Below are 16,364 nucleotides of genomic sequence, written 5' to 3' on the forward strand. Positions count from 1 at the left end.
CCTTGCGCTCATCAACTCCACGTTACATATTGGGTTTTGCGTGTTAAGTAGACGTAACTCTAGGGTGGACAACACCAAACTGACAGGGCACCGAGCCCTTCGGGGAGAACCGCGTGGACCGCACGAACCAGCTGACCGCCCACCGAACCCCTGGTCCCACACGGACACTGCGTGAACGCGCCGCCGAGGTCCTGTGGGCCAACTGGACGGGCACGTCGACGGTCCCTTCCCGGCAGCTCTATCCCCACCAGTGGTCCTGGGACTCCGCGTTCATCGCGATCGGCCTGCGTCATCTCTCCCCCTTACGGGCGCAGTTGGAGCTGGAGACGCTGCTCTCCGCCCAGTGGGGCGACGGCCGCGTCCCGCACATCGTGTTCAACCCTTCCGTCCCCCTGGACGCCTACTTTCCCAGCCCCGACTTCTGGCGCTCCACCACGGCAGGCCGCGCCGCCGGGGCACCCAGTGCCGTGCAGACCTCCGGCATCGTGCAGCCGCCGGTACACGCGCTCGCCGCCTGGCTGGTCCACCGCTCGGACCCGGGCCTCTCCCGCGCCCGTTCCTTCCTGGCCCGCGCCCACCCCCGGCTCGCCGCCTGGCACCGCTATCTGCTGCACCGCAGGGACGCGGGCGGCGCGGGCCTCGCATCCGTGATCCACCCCTGGGAGCAGGGCATGGACAACAGCCCTTGCTGGGATGCCCCGTTGAGCCGTGTGACCCCGGCCGACCCGGCCGCGTACCGGCGCGCGGACCTGGACCACGGCGCCGCGGAGGACCGGCCGACCGACCTCGACTACGGCAGATATGTGCGCCTCGCCGCGGACTACCGCGATCGCCGATACGCCGACGGGGAGGGCGAGTTCGCCGTCGAGGACCCCTCGTTCAACGCGCTTCTGATCGCCTCCGAGTACGCACTGGCCCGTATCGAGGCCGAGTTGGGCCTGCAGGGCGCCTCCGAGGAGCGGGAAGCCCGCGCTGCAGCCCTGACGAGCACCCTCGTGGCACGCCTGTGGGACCCGGCGGAGGGCCTGTTCTTCTGCCATGACCTGCGCGCCGGTGAGCTGGTGCCGGAGCGCGGTGTCGGCGGTCTGGTCCCGCTGATCCTGCCCGCGCTGCCGCACCCCGTCGCCGCCGCGCTCGTACGGACCGCGTGCGGACCGCACTTCGGCCTCGGCGGCACCGCGCGGCTCGTGCCGAGCTACGACCTCACGGGAAGCGCCTTCGACCCCCGGCGGTACTGGCGCGGGCCCGCGTGGCTCAACACCAACTGGCTGCTGGAGCGGGGACTTCGGCTGCACGGTGAACACGCGCGGGCGGACGGCCTGCGCCGCGCGCTGCTCGATGTGGCCGGGGAGTCCGGGTTCGCGGAGTACGTGGACCCGTACACAGGGCGGGGCTGCGGTGCGCGCGGCTTCGGCTGGAGCGCCGCGCTCGCCCTGGATCTGCTGCTCGACGATCCCGCCGGGCGTGACGAGGAGCCGCACGGGAGGCCCGCTGACGTGCCTGCCGCCGCGGTGACGAGGGAGGGGTTCAGGGATGACTGATCGGCGTCAACCACTGGTGCGGGGCGGTACGTTCGCGGCGCTCGGCGCGGGGGGCGACATCAGCGGGGTGCGGGGCGGCACGGCCCCGGACGGTCTGTTCGTGCGCGACGCCCGGCACCTGAGCCGCTGGCAGCTGACGGTGGACGGCGCCGTCCCCGAGATTCTCGCGCCGGTGTCGGACGCCGACGCGGACGCGGGTGTGGCGCGCTGCGTCCTCGTCCCGCGCGGCGGCAGGCAGGAGCCCGCGTCCTGCACGCTCTTCCGCGAACAGGCGGTGACGGACGGCGCGTTCGTGGAATCGCTGCGCGTCACGTGCAATCGGGCGGTGCCGACGACCGTGCGTCTCGCGCTGACCGTGGACGTCGACTTCACCGACCAGTTCGAGCTGCGCTCCGACCACCGTACGTACGCGAAGACGGGCGCCGTCAGGTCGCGCAAGGTCATCGGCGGCGGTGAGGGCGAGGGGATCCAGGGCATCGAGTTCGCCTACCGCCGCCGTGAGTGGTGCTCCCGTACGACCGTGACCGCGGACCCCGCCCCGGACGCCGTCGAGGAGACGGGGACCGGCGCGCGGCGGCTCGTCTGGGCCATCGACCTCGACGCGCACGGCACGGCGGAGGTGGCACTGCGTGTCGCGGCGCACCCGCACGGAGCACCGCAGTCGCAGCCGCAGCCACAGCCACCGGTGAGCCCGGCGCAGGCGGCAGACCAACTCACTTCCCTGGAGAGCGAGTTCGCGTCGGGCGTCGAGATCCCCGGCGGCTGGCCGGAGCTGGCGGCGGCGTGCCGGCGGGGCCTCGCAGACCTCGCCGTACTCCAGGTGTCCGCGTCAGGCCCTGACGGCGAGGCGCTGAGCGTCCCGGCGGCGGGCGTCCCCTGGTTCCTGACGCTCCTGGGCCGCGACGCCCTCCTGACCTCGCTCTTCGCCCTGCCCTACCTGCCGCGTCTGGCCGCGGCGACGCTCCCCGCGCTGGCCGCGACCCAGGCGACGGAGGCCACGGAGGGGGCGGTCGCCCAGACCGGGAAGATCGTGCACGAGGTACGGCACGGGGAGCTGGCCCACTTCGGTCAGGTGCCGTACGGGCGCTACTACGGCTCGGTGGACGCAACTCCCCTGTTCCTGGTGCTGCTCGGCGCGTACACGGAGCGGACGGGCGACACGGCCCTGGCCCGCGGCCTGGAGCCGCACGCGCGGGCCGCCGTCGGCTGGATCCTCGACCACGGCGGCCTCACCTCGCGCGGCTATCTCGTCTACCGCGCGGACGAGGGCGGCCTCGCCAACCAGAACTGGAAGGACTCCCCCGGCGCGATCTGCTCCGCCGACGGCAGCCGCGCCACGGGCCCGGTGATGGCGGCGGGCGCGCAGGGCTACGCGTACGACGCGCTGGGCCGTACGGCGTGGCTTGCGCGCACGGTCTGGGGCGACAAGGTCTACGCGGACCTCCTCACACAAGCGGCGGCCGACCTGCGGGACCGCTTCCAGCGGGACTTCTGGATGCCGAAGCAGGGCTTCCCCGCGCTCGCCCTGGACGGCGAAGGACACCAGGTCGACGCGCTCGCATCGGACGCCGGTCACCTCCTGTGGTCCGGCCTCCTCGACAAGGAGTACGGAGAGGCGGTGGGCCGCCGCCTCCTGGAACCGGACTTCTTCTCAGGCTGGGGAGTCCGCACCCTGGCCGCGAACCAGCCCGCGTACCACCCGCTCTCCTACCACCGCGGTTCGGTATGGCCGCACGACAACGCGCTCATCGCGCTGGGGCTCGCGCGGTACGGGCTGCACGACGAGGCGCGGGCGGTGGCACGGGGTTTGGTGGCGGCGGCGACACGGGGCGGTGACCGGCTGCCGGAGGTGCTTGCGGGGTACGGGCGGGAGTCGTATCCGGGGCCGGTTCCGTACCCGCACGCGTGCGTACGGGAGTCACGGTCGGCGGCGGCTCCGCTGGCGCTGCTGAGTGCGGTGGCTGGGTAGCTGAGCCTGCCCCCCCCTCAGCCCCCGGACGTGTCCAGCTCCGCGTCCTCGCTGATGCCCGCGCAGTCGTAGGGGTCCTTCAGCCAGCCGTCCGGCAGGACCACGCGGTTGTTGCCCGACGTACGGCCACGCGGACCGTCCGCGCCCGCCGGCCACCCCTGGTCGAGGTCCAACTCGCCGAGCCCGTCCTCCAGTTCGGCGAGGGACGAGGTGATCGCGAGGCGCTTGCGCATCTCCGAGCCGACCGCGAAACCCTTCAGGTACCAGGCCACGTGCTTGCGGAAGTCGATGACACCGCGCGCCTCGTCGCCGATCCACTCGCCGAGGAGGGTCGCGTGCCGCAGCATGACGGCGGCGACCTCGCGCAGGTCCGGAGCCTTGGGCGCGCCCGTGCCCTCGAAAGCGGCGACCAGGTCGCCGAAGAGCCAGGGGCGGCCGAGGCAGCCGCGGCCCACGACGACCCCGTCGCAGCCGGTCTCCTTCATCATCCGCACCGCGTCGGCGGCGGACCAGATGTCGCCGTTGCCGAGTACGGGGATCTCGGGGACGTGCTCCTTGAGGCGGGCGATGGCGTCCCAGTCGGCGGTGCCGCCGTAGTGCTGGGCGGCGGTGCGGCCGTGCAGGGCGATCGCCGTGACGCCCTCCTCGACGGCGATGCGGCCCGCGTCGAGGAAGGTGATGTGCTCGTCGTTGATGCCCTTGCGCATCTTCATGGTGACGGGCAGGTCCCCGGCGCCGCTGACGGCCTCGCGGAGGATCGCGCGCAGCAGGGGCCTCTTGTACGGGAGCGCGGAGCCGCCGCCCTTGCGGGTGACCTTGGGGACGGGGCAGCCGAAGTTCAGGTCGATGTGGTCGGCGAGGTTCTCCTCGGCGATCATGCGGACCGCCTTGCCGACCGTGGCCGGGTCGACGCCGTACAGCTGGATGGACCGGGGCTTCTCGGTCTCGTCGAAGTGGATCAGCTGCATGGTCTTCTCGTTGCGCTCGACCAGCGCCCGCGTCGTGATCATCTCGCTGACGAAGAGGCCCTTGCCCCCGCTGAACTCCCGGCACAGCGTCCGGAACGGCGCGTTCGTGATGCCCGCCATGGGGGCGAGCACGACGGGCGGCCGCACGGCGTGCGGGCCGATCTGAAGCTGGGGCTCCATGGCGCGGGATTCCTCCGGGACGAGCGGGCTGAGAGGGGGCAGACCTCTTATTGTCCCCCATCCGCGCGACTGCCTACGCGAGTGTCCGCGCGACTGCCCACGCGCCCGGCCTTCACAAGGCGGTACAGCTCCTCCGTGGCCGCCTGCGAGCGCGCGTCCGCCGGGACGTACGTCCCCAGGCGCGGGCCCTCGGCCGGGCCGAGCCACAGCCCGTGGTACGTGAAGTGCAGCGGGCCCACGAGCGAGTTGTTGAACCGTTTGGACTGGTCCACCGCCTGCATCACCTCGTGCCGCTCCCACAGCTCGCAGAACTCCGGCGAGGCCTTGCGCATCCTCCTGAGCAGCGTCTTCCACGCCGGGTCCGCGAGATGCCCGGCCATCCGCGCCCGGAACCTCGCCACCATCCGGCGCATCGTCTCCTCCCGGTCCTCCATGGCGGCCTGCCAGGCGGGATGCGTGAAGGTCAGCCACATGCAGTTGCGGTCCTCGGGCGGCAGCACGTCGAGGTCGGTGAGGAGGTTCGCGTACGTCGCGTTGTAGGCGAGGACGTCGTAGCGGGCGTTCTGCACGCACGCCGGGAACGGCTCCAGCTGCGTGACGATCCGCAGCAGGCCCTGCGGGACCGACGCGGTCTCGGCGGCCGGGGAGGGGTCGGCGGTGCCCGCCAGCTGGAAGAGATGGGCCCGCTCCCCGGCGTCCAGCATCAGGGCGCGGCACAGCGCGTCGAGGACCTGCGCCGAGACGTGGATGGCGCGGCCCTGCTCCAGCCACGTGTACCAGGTGACACCCACCGTGGAGAGATGCGCGACCTCCTCGCGGCGCAGGCCCGGTGTACGGCGGCGCGGGCCGCGGGGCAGGCCCGCCTGCTCGGGCGTGATGCGCTCGCGGCGGCTGCGCAGGAAGTCGGCGAGTTCGCTGCGGCGGATACGGTCGGGCTGCGTGGGCGTCGCGGTGCCCACGGCGGCGGCTGGTGCGGTGCCCACGGGGTCGGCTGGTGCGGTGTCCATGGGATCAGCTTGCCTTTCCGGCGCCTGCCCGGCGACCCTGTTTCCAGGTAGTACAGGTACCAGGATAAAGAGACTCTGGTACCAGGCTGGAGATGCGACGACCGTCGTACTCGTGAACCTCACGAATTCCACGGCCCACGTCCTCAAGCCCACCACCCAGGGCGCCCGGCACACGGCGGACTCCGCCCCCGCCCTGACCCCGCTCGGCCTCGTCACCATCCTGCTCGGCGCGGCCCTCCCGATGATCGACTTCTTCATCGTCAACGTCGCCCTGCCCAGCATCGAACACGACCTGCACGCCTCCCCCGCCACCCTGGAGATGGTCGTCGCGGGCTACGCCGTCGCGTACGCAGTGCTGCTCGTGCTCGGCGGGCGGCTCGGCGACACCTACGGGCGCCGCAGGCTCTTCCTCTGGGGTGTCGCCGCCTTCGGCGTGACCTCGCTGGCCTGCGGGCTCGCGCCCGGCGCCTGGTGGCTGGTGGGGGCGCGCGTCGCCCAGGGCGCGGCATCCGCGCTGATGCTGCCGCAGGTCCTCGCCACCATCCACGCGACGACGCGGGGCGAGCGGCGCTCGAAGGCGGTCGCCCTCTACGGCTCGGTCGGCGGCATCTCCATCGTCCTCGGCCAGGTACTCGGCGGCGTCCTGGTCTCCGCCGACCTCGCGGGCACCGGCTGGCGCGCGGTGTTCCTGGTGAACGCGCCCGTCGCCGTCGCCGCCCTGCTCTGCGCCGTGCGCTCGGTGCCGGACAGCCGGGCCGAGCAGCCCACTCGTAGCGACATCGGCGGCACGCTCCTGCTCGCCGCGTCCCTGATCGCGCTGCTGCTGCCCCTGACCGAGGGGAGGGCCGCGGGCTGGCCCCTGTGGTCGGTGCTTTCCCTGGTCGCCTCACCGTTCCTGGCCTGGGCGTTCGCCCGCGTCGAGCTGCGCGGCGAACGCACCGGCGGGAGCCCGCTGCTGCCCCCGTCGCTGCTGCGCGAACCCGGCGTACGGATGGGGCTCACCATCGGCCTGCCCATCTTCACCGGCTTCGCCGGCTGGATGTTCGTCAGTGCGGTGACGCTCCAGCAGTGGCTCGGCTTCAGCCCCTTGAAGTCCGGGCTGACCCTGATCCCCATGGGCGTCGCGCAGTTCGCGGCGTCGATGCTCGCCCCGCGCCTGGTGACGCGGCTCGGCAGCCGCGCGATGACGCTGTGCGCGCTGGTGCACGGCACGGGGCTCGCCATCCTCGCCCTGACGGTGCTGTGGACTCCGTACGCCTCGCTGAGCCCGCTCGTCCTCGCCCCCGGTCTCGCCCTGTGCGGCCTCGGCCAGGGCGTACAGCTGGCCCTCTACTACCGCATCGTGCTCGCCGCGGTGCCAACCGCGAAGGCGGGCGCGGGCAGCGGCCTCGCGGCGACGGTCCAGCAGTCCTGCCTGGCCGTCGGCGTCGCCACCCTCGGCTCGCTCTTCCTGGCCCTGGTGCCGGGCCTGGGAATGCGGGACGCGTTCGCGATCGTCCTCGGAGCGCAGCTGGCCGGCCTCATCGGCCTCGCGGTGCTGAGCCTGCGGCTGCCGCGGCGGCTGGGCTGAGGCGCCTGGGGGCCCGATGGTGGCGGGGGCGGGGGCCCGGGGGGGGCCCGGGGGGGGGACGGGGCCCGGGGGGGGACGTACGCCTCCGCCCACAGAAGCGACGCACAGCCGACCGGGTTACCGTCGAACTCATGCCCCAGCAAGAGCTCACGCACCGCCGACGCGTGCTCGTGCTCGCGATCTGCTGCATGAGCCTGCTCATCGTCAGCCTCGACAACACCGTCCTGAACGTCGCCCTGCCCACGATGGCGCGGGAGTTCGGCACCAGCATCTCGGGCATGCAGTGGACGATCGACGCCTACACCCTCGTACTCGCCGCGCTCCTCATGCTCGCGGGGTCGACGGCGGACCGCCTGGGGCGCCGGAAGATCTTCAAAGTGGGCCTGGTGATCTTCACGCTCGCCTCGGTGGCCTGCTCCCTCGCGCCCAACCTGGAATCCCTCGTGGCCTTCCGCATGGCCCAGGCGGTCGGCGGCTCCATGCTCAACCCGGTGGCGATGTCGATCATCACCAACACCTTCACCGAACCCGCCGAGCGGGCCCGCGCCATCGGCGTATGGGGCGGGGTGGTCGGCATCTCCATGGCGGCGGGCCCGCTCGTGGGCGGCCTGCTCGTGGACTCCGTCGGCTGGCGCTCCATCTTCTGGATCAACCTGCCGGTCGGCCTCGCGGCACTGCTCCTCACCATCCGGTACGTCCCCGAGTCCCGCGCCCCCAAGCCGCGCCGCCCCGACCCCGTGGGCCAGCTCCTGGTCATGGTGCTGCTCGGCGCACTGACGTACGCGATCATCGAGGCGCCGACGGCGGGCTGGACCTCACGGCTGATCCTCACGTTCGCGGCCGCGTCGCTCCTGGCCCTCCTCGGGCTGCTCGCCTACGAGCCGCGCCGCGCCGACCCCCTCATCGACCTGCGCTTCTTCGGCTCGGCACCGTTCAGCGGGGCGACGGTGATCGCGGTCTGCGCCTTCGCCGCGCTGGGCGGTTTCCTCTTCCTCTCCACGCTCTACCTCCAGAACGTACGCGGTCTGAACGCCCTGCACGCGGGCGTATGGATGCTGCCGATGGCCGCGATGACGCTGGTCTGCGCCCCGCTGTCGGGCCGCCTCGTCGGCAGCCGGGGCGCGCGCCTGCCCCTCCTCGTCGCGGGGGTCGCGATGACGACGTCCGGAGTCCTCTTCGCCGCCTTCGACGCGGAGACCACGAACGCGACGCTCTTCCTCGGCTACGTCCTCTTCGGCCTCGGCTTCGGCTTCGTGAACGCCCCCATCACGAACACCGCCGTCTCCGGGATGCCCCGCTCCCAGGCGGGCGTCGCGGCCGCAGTCGCCTCCACGAGCCGCCAGATCGGCCAGACGCTCGGCGTCGCGGTCATCGGCGCGGTACTGGCCTCGGGGGTGGCGTCCTCGTCGTACGCGGCCACCTTCACCGAGGCAAGCCGCCCCGCCTGGTGGATCATCGCGGCCTGCGGCCTGGCGGTCCTGCTCCTGGGCGCACTGACCAGCGGCCACTGGGCGAGGGAAACGGCACAACGCACGGCGGAACGCCTGGAGGCCGCACCGCAGGAACGGCTTACGGACCCGGCCCAGCCCATCTGAAGCCAGCGCCCGGCCCACACACACGCCGGGGCTACGCTCGCGCCGTGACTGCGACTTGGGAATCGACTGCACCAGGCGTCCTGCGACTCCCCTCTGGCCGACTGATCCGCGGCCGGGGGCTGCGTCGCCCCCTGCCGGACGGGCCTGCGCCCGACTTCGCGCTGTACCTCTTGGGCAAGGAGCCGCCCGCCGTCGAATGGGAGTCCCGCTGGCTTCGCTGGCCCGACTTCCGGCTGCCCGCCGACCGCGCGGCGACGGCCGCCGCTCTGCGGGAAGCGTTGGAGCGGGCCGGTACGGAGCGGGTCGAGGTCGCGTGCGGTGGTGGACAGGGGCGTACGGGGACGGCGCTGGCGTGCATCGCGGTATTGGACGGGGTGCCGAGCACGGAGGCCGTGGCGTATGTGCGGGAGCACTACGCGGCGCGGGCGGTGGAGACGCCGTGGCAGCGGAGGTTCGTGAGGCGGTTCGGCTGATCACCCTGGGCTTACGCCGCCCCCGCGTGACAAATGACAGATGACAGATATTGAAATCTGTCATCTGTCATGGCATGGTGAATGCATGCGTACTCTCAACCTCGGAACCACAGGCCCCCACACCTCCGCCATCGGCCTCGGCGCCATGGGCATGTCCGCCCTATACGGCGACGCCGACCGGGCCGAGTCCATCGCGACCATCCACGCCGCCCTCGAAGCCGGCGTCACCCTCATCGACACCGGCGATTTCTACGCCATGGGGCACAACGAGATGCTCATCGGCGAAGCCCTCCGCGCCGCCCCCGCCGTCCGCCGCGAACAGGCGCTCACCAGCGTCAAGTTCGGCGCCCTCCGTGACCCGGACGGTGGCTGGTCCGGGTACGACGGGCGGCCCGCGGCCGTCAAGAACTTCGCCGCGTACTCCCTCCAGCGGCTCGGCGTCGACCACATCGACGTCTATCGGATCGCCCGCGTCGACCCCGACGTCCCCGTCGAGGAGACCGTCGGCGCGATCGCCGAGCTGGTCGAGAAGGGGCACGTCCGGCACATCGGGCTCTCGGAGGTCGGCGCCGACACCATCCGTCGCGCCGCCGCCACCGCCCCCATCTCCGACGTACAGATCGAGTACTCGCTCATCTCACGCGGCATCGAGCAGCAGATCCTGCCCACGGTCAGCGAGCTCGGCATCGGCATCACGGCGTACGGAGTGCTCTCCCGCGGCCTGATCTCCGGCCACTTCACCCGCGACCGCAAGCTGGCGGCGAACGACTTCCGGGCGATGAGCCCCCGCTTCCAGGGCGAGAACCTCGACCGGAACCTCGACCTCGTCGACGCCCTCCGCAAGGTCGCCGAGCAGAAGGGCGTGAGCGTCGCGCAGACAGCCATCGCCTGGGTCCTCGCGCAGGGCCCGCGGCACGACGCCGCGATCGTCCCGCTCGTCGGCGCCCGTCGCCGCGACCGTCTCACCGAGGCGCTCGGCGCGCTCGACGTGACGCTGGACGAGGCCGACCTCGCCGCGATCGAGCGGGCGGTTCCCGCGGGTGCCGCGTCCGGCGCGCGTTATCCGGAGGCACAGATGGCGCACCTCGACAGCGAGCACTGATCTCTCCCGGGTACGGTCACTGTCATGGCAACCGGCACCCTGACCCCTGAGCGCATCCTCGAAGCCACGGAGGACATGTTGCGCCGCCATGGCGCGGCGAAGGCCACCGTCGTGGATGTGGCCCGCGCCCTCGGGGTCAGCCATGGCACGGTCTACCGCCACTTCCGTACGAAGGCGGAGTTGCGCGAGGCGGTCACGAAGCGGTGGCTGGACCGTACGTCGGAGGCCCTGTCCGGAATCGTCACCGGCAGCGAGCCCCCCGAGGCGAAGCTCCGCGACTGGCTCACGGGCCTCTTCGAGGCCAAGCAGCACAAGGCCGGCGACGACCCCGAACTGTTCGCCACGTACACGGTGTTGACGGGCGAGAACAGCGGAGTGGTGGACCGCCACATCGCCGACCTCACGGACCAGCTGGCCACGATCATCCAAGAGGGCGCCGCCCAGGGCGCGTTCACGACGACGGACCCCGCCTCCACGTCCCGCGCGGTCTTCGACGCCACCAACCGCTTCCACGACCCGGCGTACGCGGGCGAATGGTCAAAGCCGGGCATCGAACCCGCCTTCACGGCGGTAGTCGACCTGGTCGTACGCGGCCTGCGCCGCTAGCCCGCATTCCGCTCGGGGGGGGACTTATGACGGCGCCGGATACACCACCCATCGTCTTCGTGCACGGGACGCGGTTCAGCGCGGGGCAGTGGAGCCCTCAGCTCGCCGCGCTCCAGGGGGACTTCCGGATAGCCGCTGTTGATCTGCCGGGGCACGGCGCCCGCTCCGCTCAGCCCTGGAGCCTGACCGCGGCGACGGAGATCATCTCTTCTGCGGTGGACTCGCTCGGTCACGGGCCTGCTCTGGTCGTCGGGCACTCACTCGGCGGTTACGCCTCGCTGGAGTTCGCGCGGCGCTTCCCCGAACAGGTGCGGGGTCTGGTCCTCGCCGGGGCCAGCGCCTCGACCATTGGCCGGTGGGCAACGCCGTATCGGTGGGTCGCCGGTCTCGTCCCTCGCCTGCCGGCGGACCGGCTGGCCCGGTGGAACGACCGGTTGCTTCGCCGGCTCTATCCCCCCGAGGTAGTGGCGGCGACCATCCGCGCCGGATACGCGTTCCACACGCTTCCGGCCGCCTGGGGCGAGGTTCTGGGCCGTTTCGACGCGGGCTCGATGCGTCACGTGGCATCCCCCGTGCTCATCCTGAACGGCGAGAAGGACACCGTCTTCCGGTCCGGCGAGAGGGATTTCGCCCGCGCGCATCCGCACGCCCGCGTCGAGTTGATCCCGCGGGCGGGGCACCTCGCGAACTTCGACGACCCAGGCGCCTTCACCGATGCCGTGCGTCGCTTTGCCCGGCAGTCGGCACCCAGCCGTAGCTAAGGCCCCGAAGGATCCACCGTCGCCTGGTGCTCCTCCGCGAGGTGTTCCTCCGCCTTCAGCCACGGCAGGAACTGCACCCGTTTCCCCCAGCCGCACGTGTCGCAGCTCAACTGGCGTTGGACGCCCGACTTTTGCACGTGCACCACATGCTCGCGCCCGTGCTGGTCCCATCTGCTGACCTTGCTCGTGGTCATCGAAGGCATGGCGAACAGTGTGCAGCAGAAGGCCCCGGTTCCGTGTGCGGAACCGGGGCCTTCTTTCAAGCTTCACTCAGCCGACGGCCGAAGGGGATGGAGCTGGAGCGTCAGCAGCCCACCAGGCGCGAAGCCAGGTAGCCCTCGATCTGGTCGAGGGAGACCCGCTCCTGCTTCATCGAGTCACGCTCGCGCACCGTGACCGCGTTGTCGTCCAGGGTGTCGAAGTCGACCGTCACGCAGTACGGCGTGCCGATCTCGTCCTGGCGGCGGTAGCGGCGGCCGATGGCGCCCGCGTCGTCGAAGTCGATGTTCCAGTTCTGGCGGAGGGCCGTGGCGAGGCCCTTCGCCTTCGGCGACAGCTCCGGGTTACGCGAGAGGGGGAGCACCGCTACCTTCACCGGCGCGATGCGGTGGTCGAAGCGCATGACCGTCCGCTTCTCCAGCTTGCCCTTCGCGTTCGGGGCCTCGTCCTCGATGTACGAGTCGAGGAGGAACGCCAGCATCGTGCGGCCGACGCCCGCCGCGGGCTCGATGACGTACGGGGTCCAGCGCTCGCCGGCCTCCTGGTCGAAGTAGGAGAGGTCCTGGCCGGAGGCCTTGGAGTGCGCGGAGAGGTCGTAGTCCGTGCGGTTGGCGACGCCCTCGAGCTCGCCCCACTCGCTGCCGCCGAAGCGGAAGCGGTACTCGATGTCAGCGGTGCGCTTCGAGTAGTGGGAGAGCTTCTCCTTCGGGTGCTCGAACCACCGCATGTTCTCCTCGCGCAGGCCCAGGCCGGTGTACCAGTTCCAGCGCTGCTCCATCCAGTACTCCTGCCACTTCTCGTCCTCGCCCGGCTTGACGAAGAACTCCATCTCCATCTGCTCGAACTCGCGGGTCCGGAAGATGAAGTTGCCGGGCGTGATCTCGTTGCGGAAGGACTTGCCCATCTGCGCGATGCCGAACGGCGGCTTCTTGCGCGAGGTCTGCTGGACCTGGGCGAAGTTGGTGAAGATGCCCTGTGCGGTCTCGGGGCGCAGGTAGGCGACGGAGCCGCTGTCCTGCGTGGGGCCGAGGTGCGTGGAGAGCATGCCGGAGAACTGCTTGGGCTCGGTGAACTGGCCCTTGGTGCCGCAGTTCGGGCAGTTGACGTCGGCGAGGCTCTCGGGCGGGCGGCCGTGCTTGGCCTCGTACGCCTCTTCCAGGTGGTCGGCGCGGTGGCGCTTGTGGCAGGAGAGGCACTCGGTCAACGGGTCGGAGAACGTCGCGACGTGACCCGAGGCCTGCCAGACCTCCGTGGCCAGGATCACCGACGAGTCGATGCCGACGACGTCCTCGCGCGAGGTGACCATGTAACGCCACCATTGGCGCTTGAGGTTCTCCTTGAGCTCGACGCCGAGCGGCCCGTAATCCCAGGCGGCACGCTGGCCGCCGTAGATCTCACTGCACGGGTAAACAAAGCCACGGCGCTTGCTCAGGCTGACGATGCTGTCGATCTTGTCGGCGGCCACGGTGCTCTCTTCATTACGACGGTGGGCGAAGCGAATGCTTCAGGTTACCGGCGGCCTTACCCCCCTAATCAAATCGGTTCCGGGTCGGCGCCCGCGGAGACCCGTAGTTGACAATCGTTTCCAGATTTGTTGAAAATGAGTGTCATGAACGTACGTCGCCTCATACCCACCGTCGCCGTCGCCTCCGCCACGGTTCTCGGGCTCACGGCTCTGTCCGCCTGCTCGTCCTCCAGCGCCGCGGACAAGGACGGCGACGGCAAGCTGAACGTGACCGCGTCGTTCTACCCCATGCAGTACCTCGCCCAGGAGATCGGCGGCGAGCACGTCTCCGTGGACACCCTGACCAAGCCGGGTGTCGAGCCGCACGACCTGGAGCTCAGCCCGCGGCAGACCGCCGAGCTCGGCGAATCGGACTTCATCCTGTACCTCAAGGGCATCCAGCCCGCCGTCGACGACGCCATCGGCCAGTCCGGCGTGAAGAACACCGTGGATGCCGCGAAGCTCACCAAGCTCGAAGAGCACGGCACCGGCGTCGGCCACGACCACGGCCACGAGGACGAAGAGCACTCCGAGAAGCACTCCGAAGAGCATTCCGACGAGCACTCCGAGGAAGAAGAGCACGGCCACGAAGGCGAGGCCGGTGCCGACCCGCACATCTGGCTCGACCCGGTGAAGTACGCCGAGGTCGCCGAGGGCGTCGGCAAGGCGATGGAGAAGGCCGATCCCGACCACGCGGCGGCGTACGAGAAGAACACGAAGGCCCTGGTCAAGAAGTTGGACGCGCTGAACACGAAGTTCGAGGGCGGCCTGAAGAACACCAAGACCAAGACCTTCATCACCACGCACTCCGCCTTCGGCTACCTCGCCGAGCGCTACGGCCTGGACCAGGAGGGCATCGCCGGCATCGACCCCGAGTCGGACCCGAGCCCCGCCCGCATCAAGGAGCTCCAGGACATCGCGAAGAAGGACGACGTGTCCACGGTGTTCTTCGAGACCCTCGCCAGCGACAAGACCGCCAAGACGCTCGCCTCCGACGCGAACCTCAAGACGGACGTCCTGGACCCCCTTGAGGGAATTACGGACAAGTCCAAGGGCGATGACTACATCGGGGTCATGGAGTCGAACCTCGCCGCGCTGCAGAAGGCCCTCGGCGCGAAGTGACACAGCAGGCAGCGGCAGTATCGGAGGCGCACGCCATGGGAGCCACGGAAACCACGGCCGGAGCGGAGTCGACCCCGCCCGTCATATCCGTGCGGGCGGCCACGGCCACCCTCGGCGCGCGCCCGGTGCTGCGCGGCATCGACCTCACCGTCGGGCGCGGTGAGGTCGTCGCCCTGCTCGGCGCGAACGGCTCGGGCAAGTCCACCGCCGTCCGCTCCGTGATCGGCCAAGTCCCCCTCACCGGCGGCGACATAAGCCTCTTCGGCACCCCCCTGAAGCGCTTCAGGCAGTGGTCCCGCATCGGCTACGTACCGCAGCGCACGACGGCGGCGAGCGGTGTGCCCGCGACGATCCGCGAGGTCGTGTCGGCAGGACGTCTCTCGCGTACGAAGCTCACGAAGCTGGGCTGGGCGACGAAGGCGGACCGTGCGGCGGTCGACCGGGCGATTGGGCTCGTCGGCCTCGCCGACCGCGCCAAGGACTCCGTGAGCGCCCTCTCCGGCGGCCAGCACCAGCGCGTGCTCATCGCCCGCGCGCTCGCCTCCGAGCCCGAACTTCTGATCATGGACGAGCCCATGGCGGGCGTCGACCTGGCCAGCCAGGAGATCCTCGCGCAGACCCTGCGCGAGCAGGTCGCGGCCGGTACGACGGTCCTGCTCGTCCTGCACGAGCTCGGCGCCCTTGAGCCGCTGATCGACCGCGCGATCGTGCTGCGCGACGGCTGCGTGACCCATGACGGTCCGCCCCCGAAGGCGGTCGGCCAGCACGCCCTGCCCGGCCACGACCACGTACATCCGCACTCGGCCGACGAGCACGAGCCGATCCGGACGGGACTGCTGACCTGATGATGATGGAAATCTTCCAGACCGAATTCATGCAGCGGGCGTTGATCGCCGCCGTCCTCGTCGGCATCACGGCCCCCGCCATCGGCATCTACCTCGTCCAGCGCCGCCAGGCCCTGATGGGTGACGGCATCGGGCACATCGCCATGACGGGCGTCGGTCTCGGCTTCCTGCTCAATTCGAGCCCCGTGTGGATGGCGACGCTGATCGCCGTCGTCGGTGCGGTGACGATGGAGTTGATCAGGGCGTACGGCAAGACGCGCGGTGACATCGCCCTTGCGATGCTCTTCTACGGAGGCATGGCGGGCGGTGTCCTGCTGATCAACCTCTCGGACACCGGCTCGAACGCGAATCTCTCCTCGTACCTCTTCGGCTCGCTCTCGACGGTCTCGGACTCCGACGTCACGGCGATCTGCCTGCTCGCGGCGTTTGTGGTGCTCGTCACGGTCGGCCTGCGCAAGCAGCTGTTCGCGGTGAGCCAGGACGAGGAGTTCGCGCGGGTCACGGGGCTTCCGGTGCGGGCGCTGAATCTGCTGATCGCGGTCACCGCCGCCGTCACGGTCACTGTCGCGATGCGCGTCGTGGGTCTGCTCCTGGTGAGCGCGCTCATGGTGGTGCCGGTCGCGGCGGCCCAGCAGATCACCCGCTCGTTCAAGGTGACGTTCGTCCTGTCGGTGGTCATCGGCACCGCCGTGACGCTCTCCGGCACGGTCACGTCGTACTACGAGGACGTGCCGCCCGGAGCGACCATCGTCCTGATGGCGATCGGCGTCTTCGTCGTCCTGACGGCGGCCGCGACTCCCCTGGCCCGGCGGCGGGCGCGGGCGGTGGCCGCCGCGGAGGCGACCTGCACGGCGGACGTCCCCGGGACCCGGCGCCCGGCGGACGAGGTCAACGCCTGAGAT

At 70.9% G+C, this 16,364-nt stretch carries 15 protein-coding genes; 11 read left to right on the plus strand and 4 right to left on the minus strand.

Translation table 11 applies throughout. The annotated features are described in order from the left end of the window. Positions 1 to 113 precede the first annotated feature (113 nt). Positions 114 to 1,541, plus strand: coding sequence for an MGH1-like glycoside hydrolase domain-containing protein (locus E5671_RS17605; RefSeq protein ID WP_443032645.1), 1,428 nt, complete (start codon positions 114 to 116; stop codon positions 1,539 to 1,541). Beyond that, a complete protein-coding gene (locus tag E5671_RS17610; protein ID WP_160504922.1) occupies positions 1,534 to 3,510 on the plus strand; it encodes an amylo-alpha-1,6-glucosidase in 1,977 nt (658 codons plus the stop codon). The genes E5671_RS17605 and E5671_RS17610 overlap by 8 nt, the downstream gene beginning before the upstream one ends. Before the next feature lie 17 nt (positions 3,511 to 3,527). Here E5671_RS17610 and dusB read toward each other — a convergent pair whose 3' ends face one another. Together dusB and E5671_RS17620 are read right to left on the minus strand one after the other, a co-directional pair. Beyond that, positions 3,528 to 4,658: a tRNA dihydrouridine synthase DusB gene (dusB, locus tag E5671_RS17615; protein WP_160504923.1), complete on the minus strand. Its 1,131-nt coding sequence runs from the start codon at positions 4,656 to 4,658 to the stop codon at positions 3,528 to 3,530. A 47-nt stretch (positions 4,659 to 4,705) separates the two neighbouring features. Beyond that, on the minus strand, positions 4,706 to 5,665 hold the full coding sequence (locus E5671_RS17620; protein WP_160504924.1) for a helix-turn-helix transcriptional regulator: 960 nt from the start codon (positions 5,663 to 5,665) through the stop codon (positions 4,706 to 4,708). A gap of 112 nt (positions 5,666 to 5,777) precedes the next feature. Between E5671_RS17620 and E5671_RS17625 the strand changes: the two genes are divergently transcribed. The 6 genes from E5671_RS17625 to E5671_RS17650 all read left to right on the plus strand — a co-directional run bounded on the left by E5671_RS17625 (position 5,778) and on the right by E5671_RS17650 (position 11,772). Then, complete coding sequence (locus E5671_RS17625) at positions 5,778 to 7,235, plus strand: MFS transporter (protein WP_336605775.1); 1,458 nt, start codon at positions 5,778 to 5,780, stop codon at positions 7,233 to 7,235. Between the two features lie 131 nt (positions 7,236 to 7,366). Further along, positions 7,367 to 8,830, plus strand: a complete 1,464-nt coding sequence (locus E5671_RS17630) for an MFS transporter (protein WP_160504926.1) — start codon at positions 7,367 to 7,369, stop codon at positions 8,828 to 8,830. Positions 8,831 to 8,874: 44 nt separating this feature from the next. Then, positions 8,875 to 9,303 carry a phosphatase domain-containing protein gene (locus tag E5671_RS17635; RefSeq protein WP_160504927.1) on the plus strand — a complete coding sequence of 143 codons (429 nt, stop codon included), beginning with the start codon at positions 8,875 to 8,877 and terminating at the stop codon, positions 9,301 to 9,303. A gap of 85 nt (positions 9,304 to 9,388) precedes the next feature. Continuing rightward, positions 9,389 to 10,405, plus strand: a complete 1,017-nt coding sequence (locus E5671_RS17640; protein ID WP_160504928.1) for an aldo/keto reductase — start codon at positions 9,389 to 9,391, stop codon at positions 10,403 to 10,405. Positions 10,406 to 10,429: 24 nt separating this feature from the next. Beyond that, positions 10,430 to 11,011 carry a TetR family transcriptional regulator gene (locus tag E5671_RS17645; protein WP_160504929.1) on the plus strand — a complete coding sequence of 194 codons (582 nt, stop codon included), beginning with the start codon at positions 10,430 to 10,432 and terminating at the stop codon, positions 11,009 to 11,011. A gap of 26 nt (positions 11,012 to 11,037) precedes the next feature. Then, complete coding sequence (locus tag E5671_RS17650) at positions 11,038 to 11,772, plus strand: alpha/beta fold hydrolase (RefSeq protein ID WP_160504930.1); 735 nt, start codon at positions 11,038 to 11,040, stop codon at positions 11,770 to 11,772. On the opposite strand, the gene E5671_RS17655 is transcribed toward E5671_RS17650, so the two are convergent. Both E5671_RS17655 and E5671_RS17660 read right to left on the minus strand, forming a co-directional pair. Further along, entirely contained in the window at positions 11,769 to 11,975 is a 207-nt protein-coding gene (locus tag E5671_RS17655) for a hypothetical protein (RefSeq protein ID WP_160504931.1), read from the minus strand. The genes E5671_RS17650 and E5671_RS17655 overlap by 4 nt on opposite strands. Positions 11,976 to 12,076: 101 nt before the next feature. Beyond that, positions 12,077 to 13,456 (minus strand): glycine--tRNA ligase, encoded by a 1,380-nt coding sequence (locus tag E5671_RS17660; protein WP_160504932.1) that lies wholly within the window; start codon positions 13,454 to 13,456, stop codon positions 12,077 to 12,079. Positions 13,457 to 13,600: 144 nt separating this feature from the next. Here E5671_RS17660 and E5671_RS17665 point away from each other — a divergent pair, with 144 nt between their 5' ends. Genes E5671_RS17665 through E5671_RS17675 form a run of 3 tightly spaced genes read left to right on the plus strand, consistent with a single transcriptional unit; the run spans position 13,601 to position 16,361 of the window. Continuing rightward, on the plus strand, positions 13,601 to 14,617 hold the full coding sequence (locus E5671_RS17665) for a metal ABC transporter substrate-binding protein (protein ID WP_160504933.1): 1,017 nt from the start codon (positions 13,601 to 13,603) through the stop codon (positions 14,615 to 14,617). Positions 14,618 to 14,652: 35 nt separating this feature from the next. Beyond that, positions 14,653 to 15,462 carry a metal ABC transporter ATP-binding protein gene (locus tag E5671_RS17670; RefSeq protein WP_160504934.1) on the plus strand — a complete coding sequence of 270 codons (810 nt, stop codon included), beginning with the start codon at positions 14,653 to 14,655 and terminating at the stop codon, positions 15,460 to 15,462. Between the two features lie 5 nt (positions 15,463 to 15,467). Further along, the gene (locus E5671_RS17675) at positions 15,468 to 16,361 is read left to right on the plus strand and encodes a metal ABC transporter permease (RefSeq protein WP_160510252.1); all 894 of its coding nucleotides are present in this window, start codon (positions 15,468 to 15,470) and stop codon (positions 16,359 to 16,361) included. The last annotated feature ends 3 nt before the right edge of the window (positions 16,362 to 16,364 follow it).

This window comes from Streptomyces sp. BA2 (genome assembly GCF_009769735.1).
GTDB lineage: Bacteria > Actinomycetota > Actinomycetes > Streptomycetales > Streptomycetaceae > Streptomyces.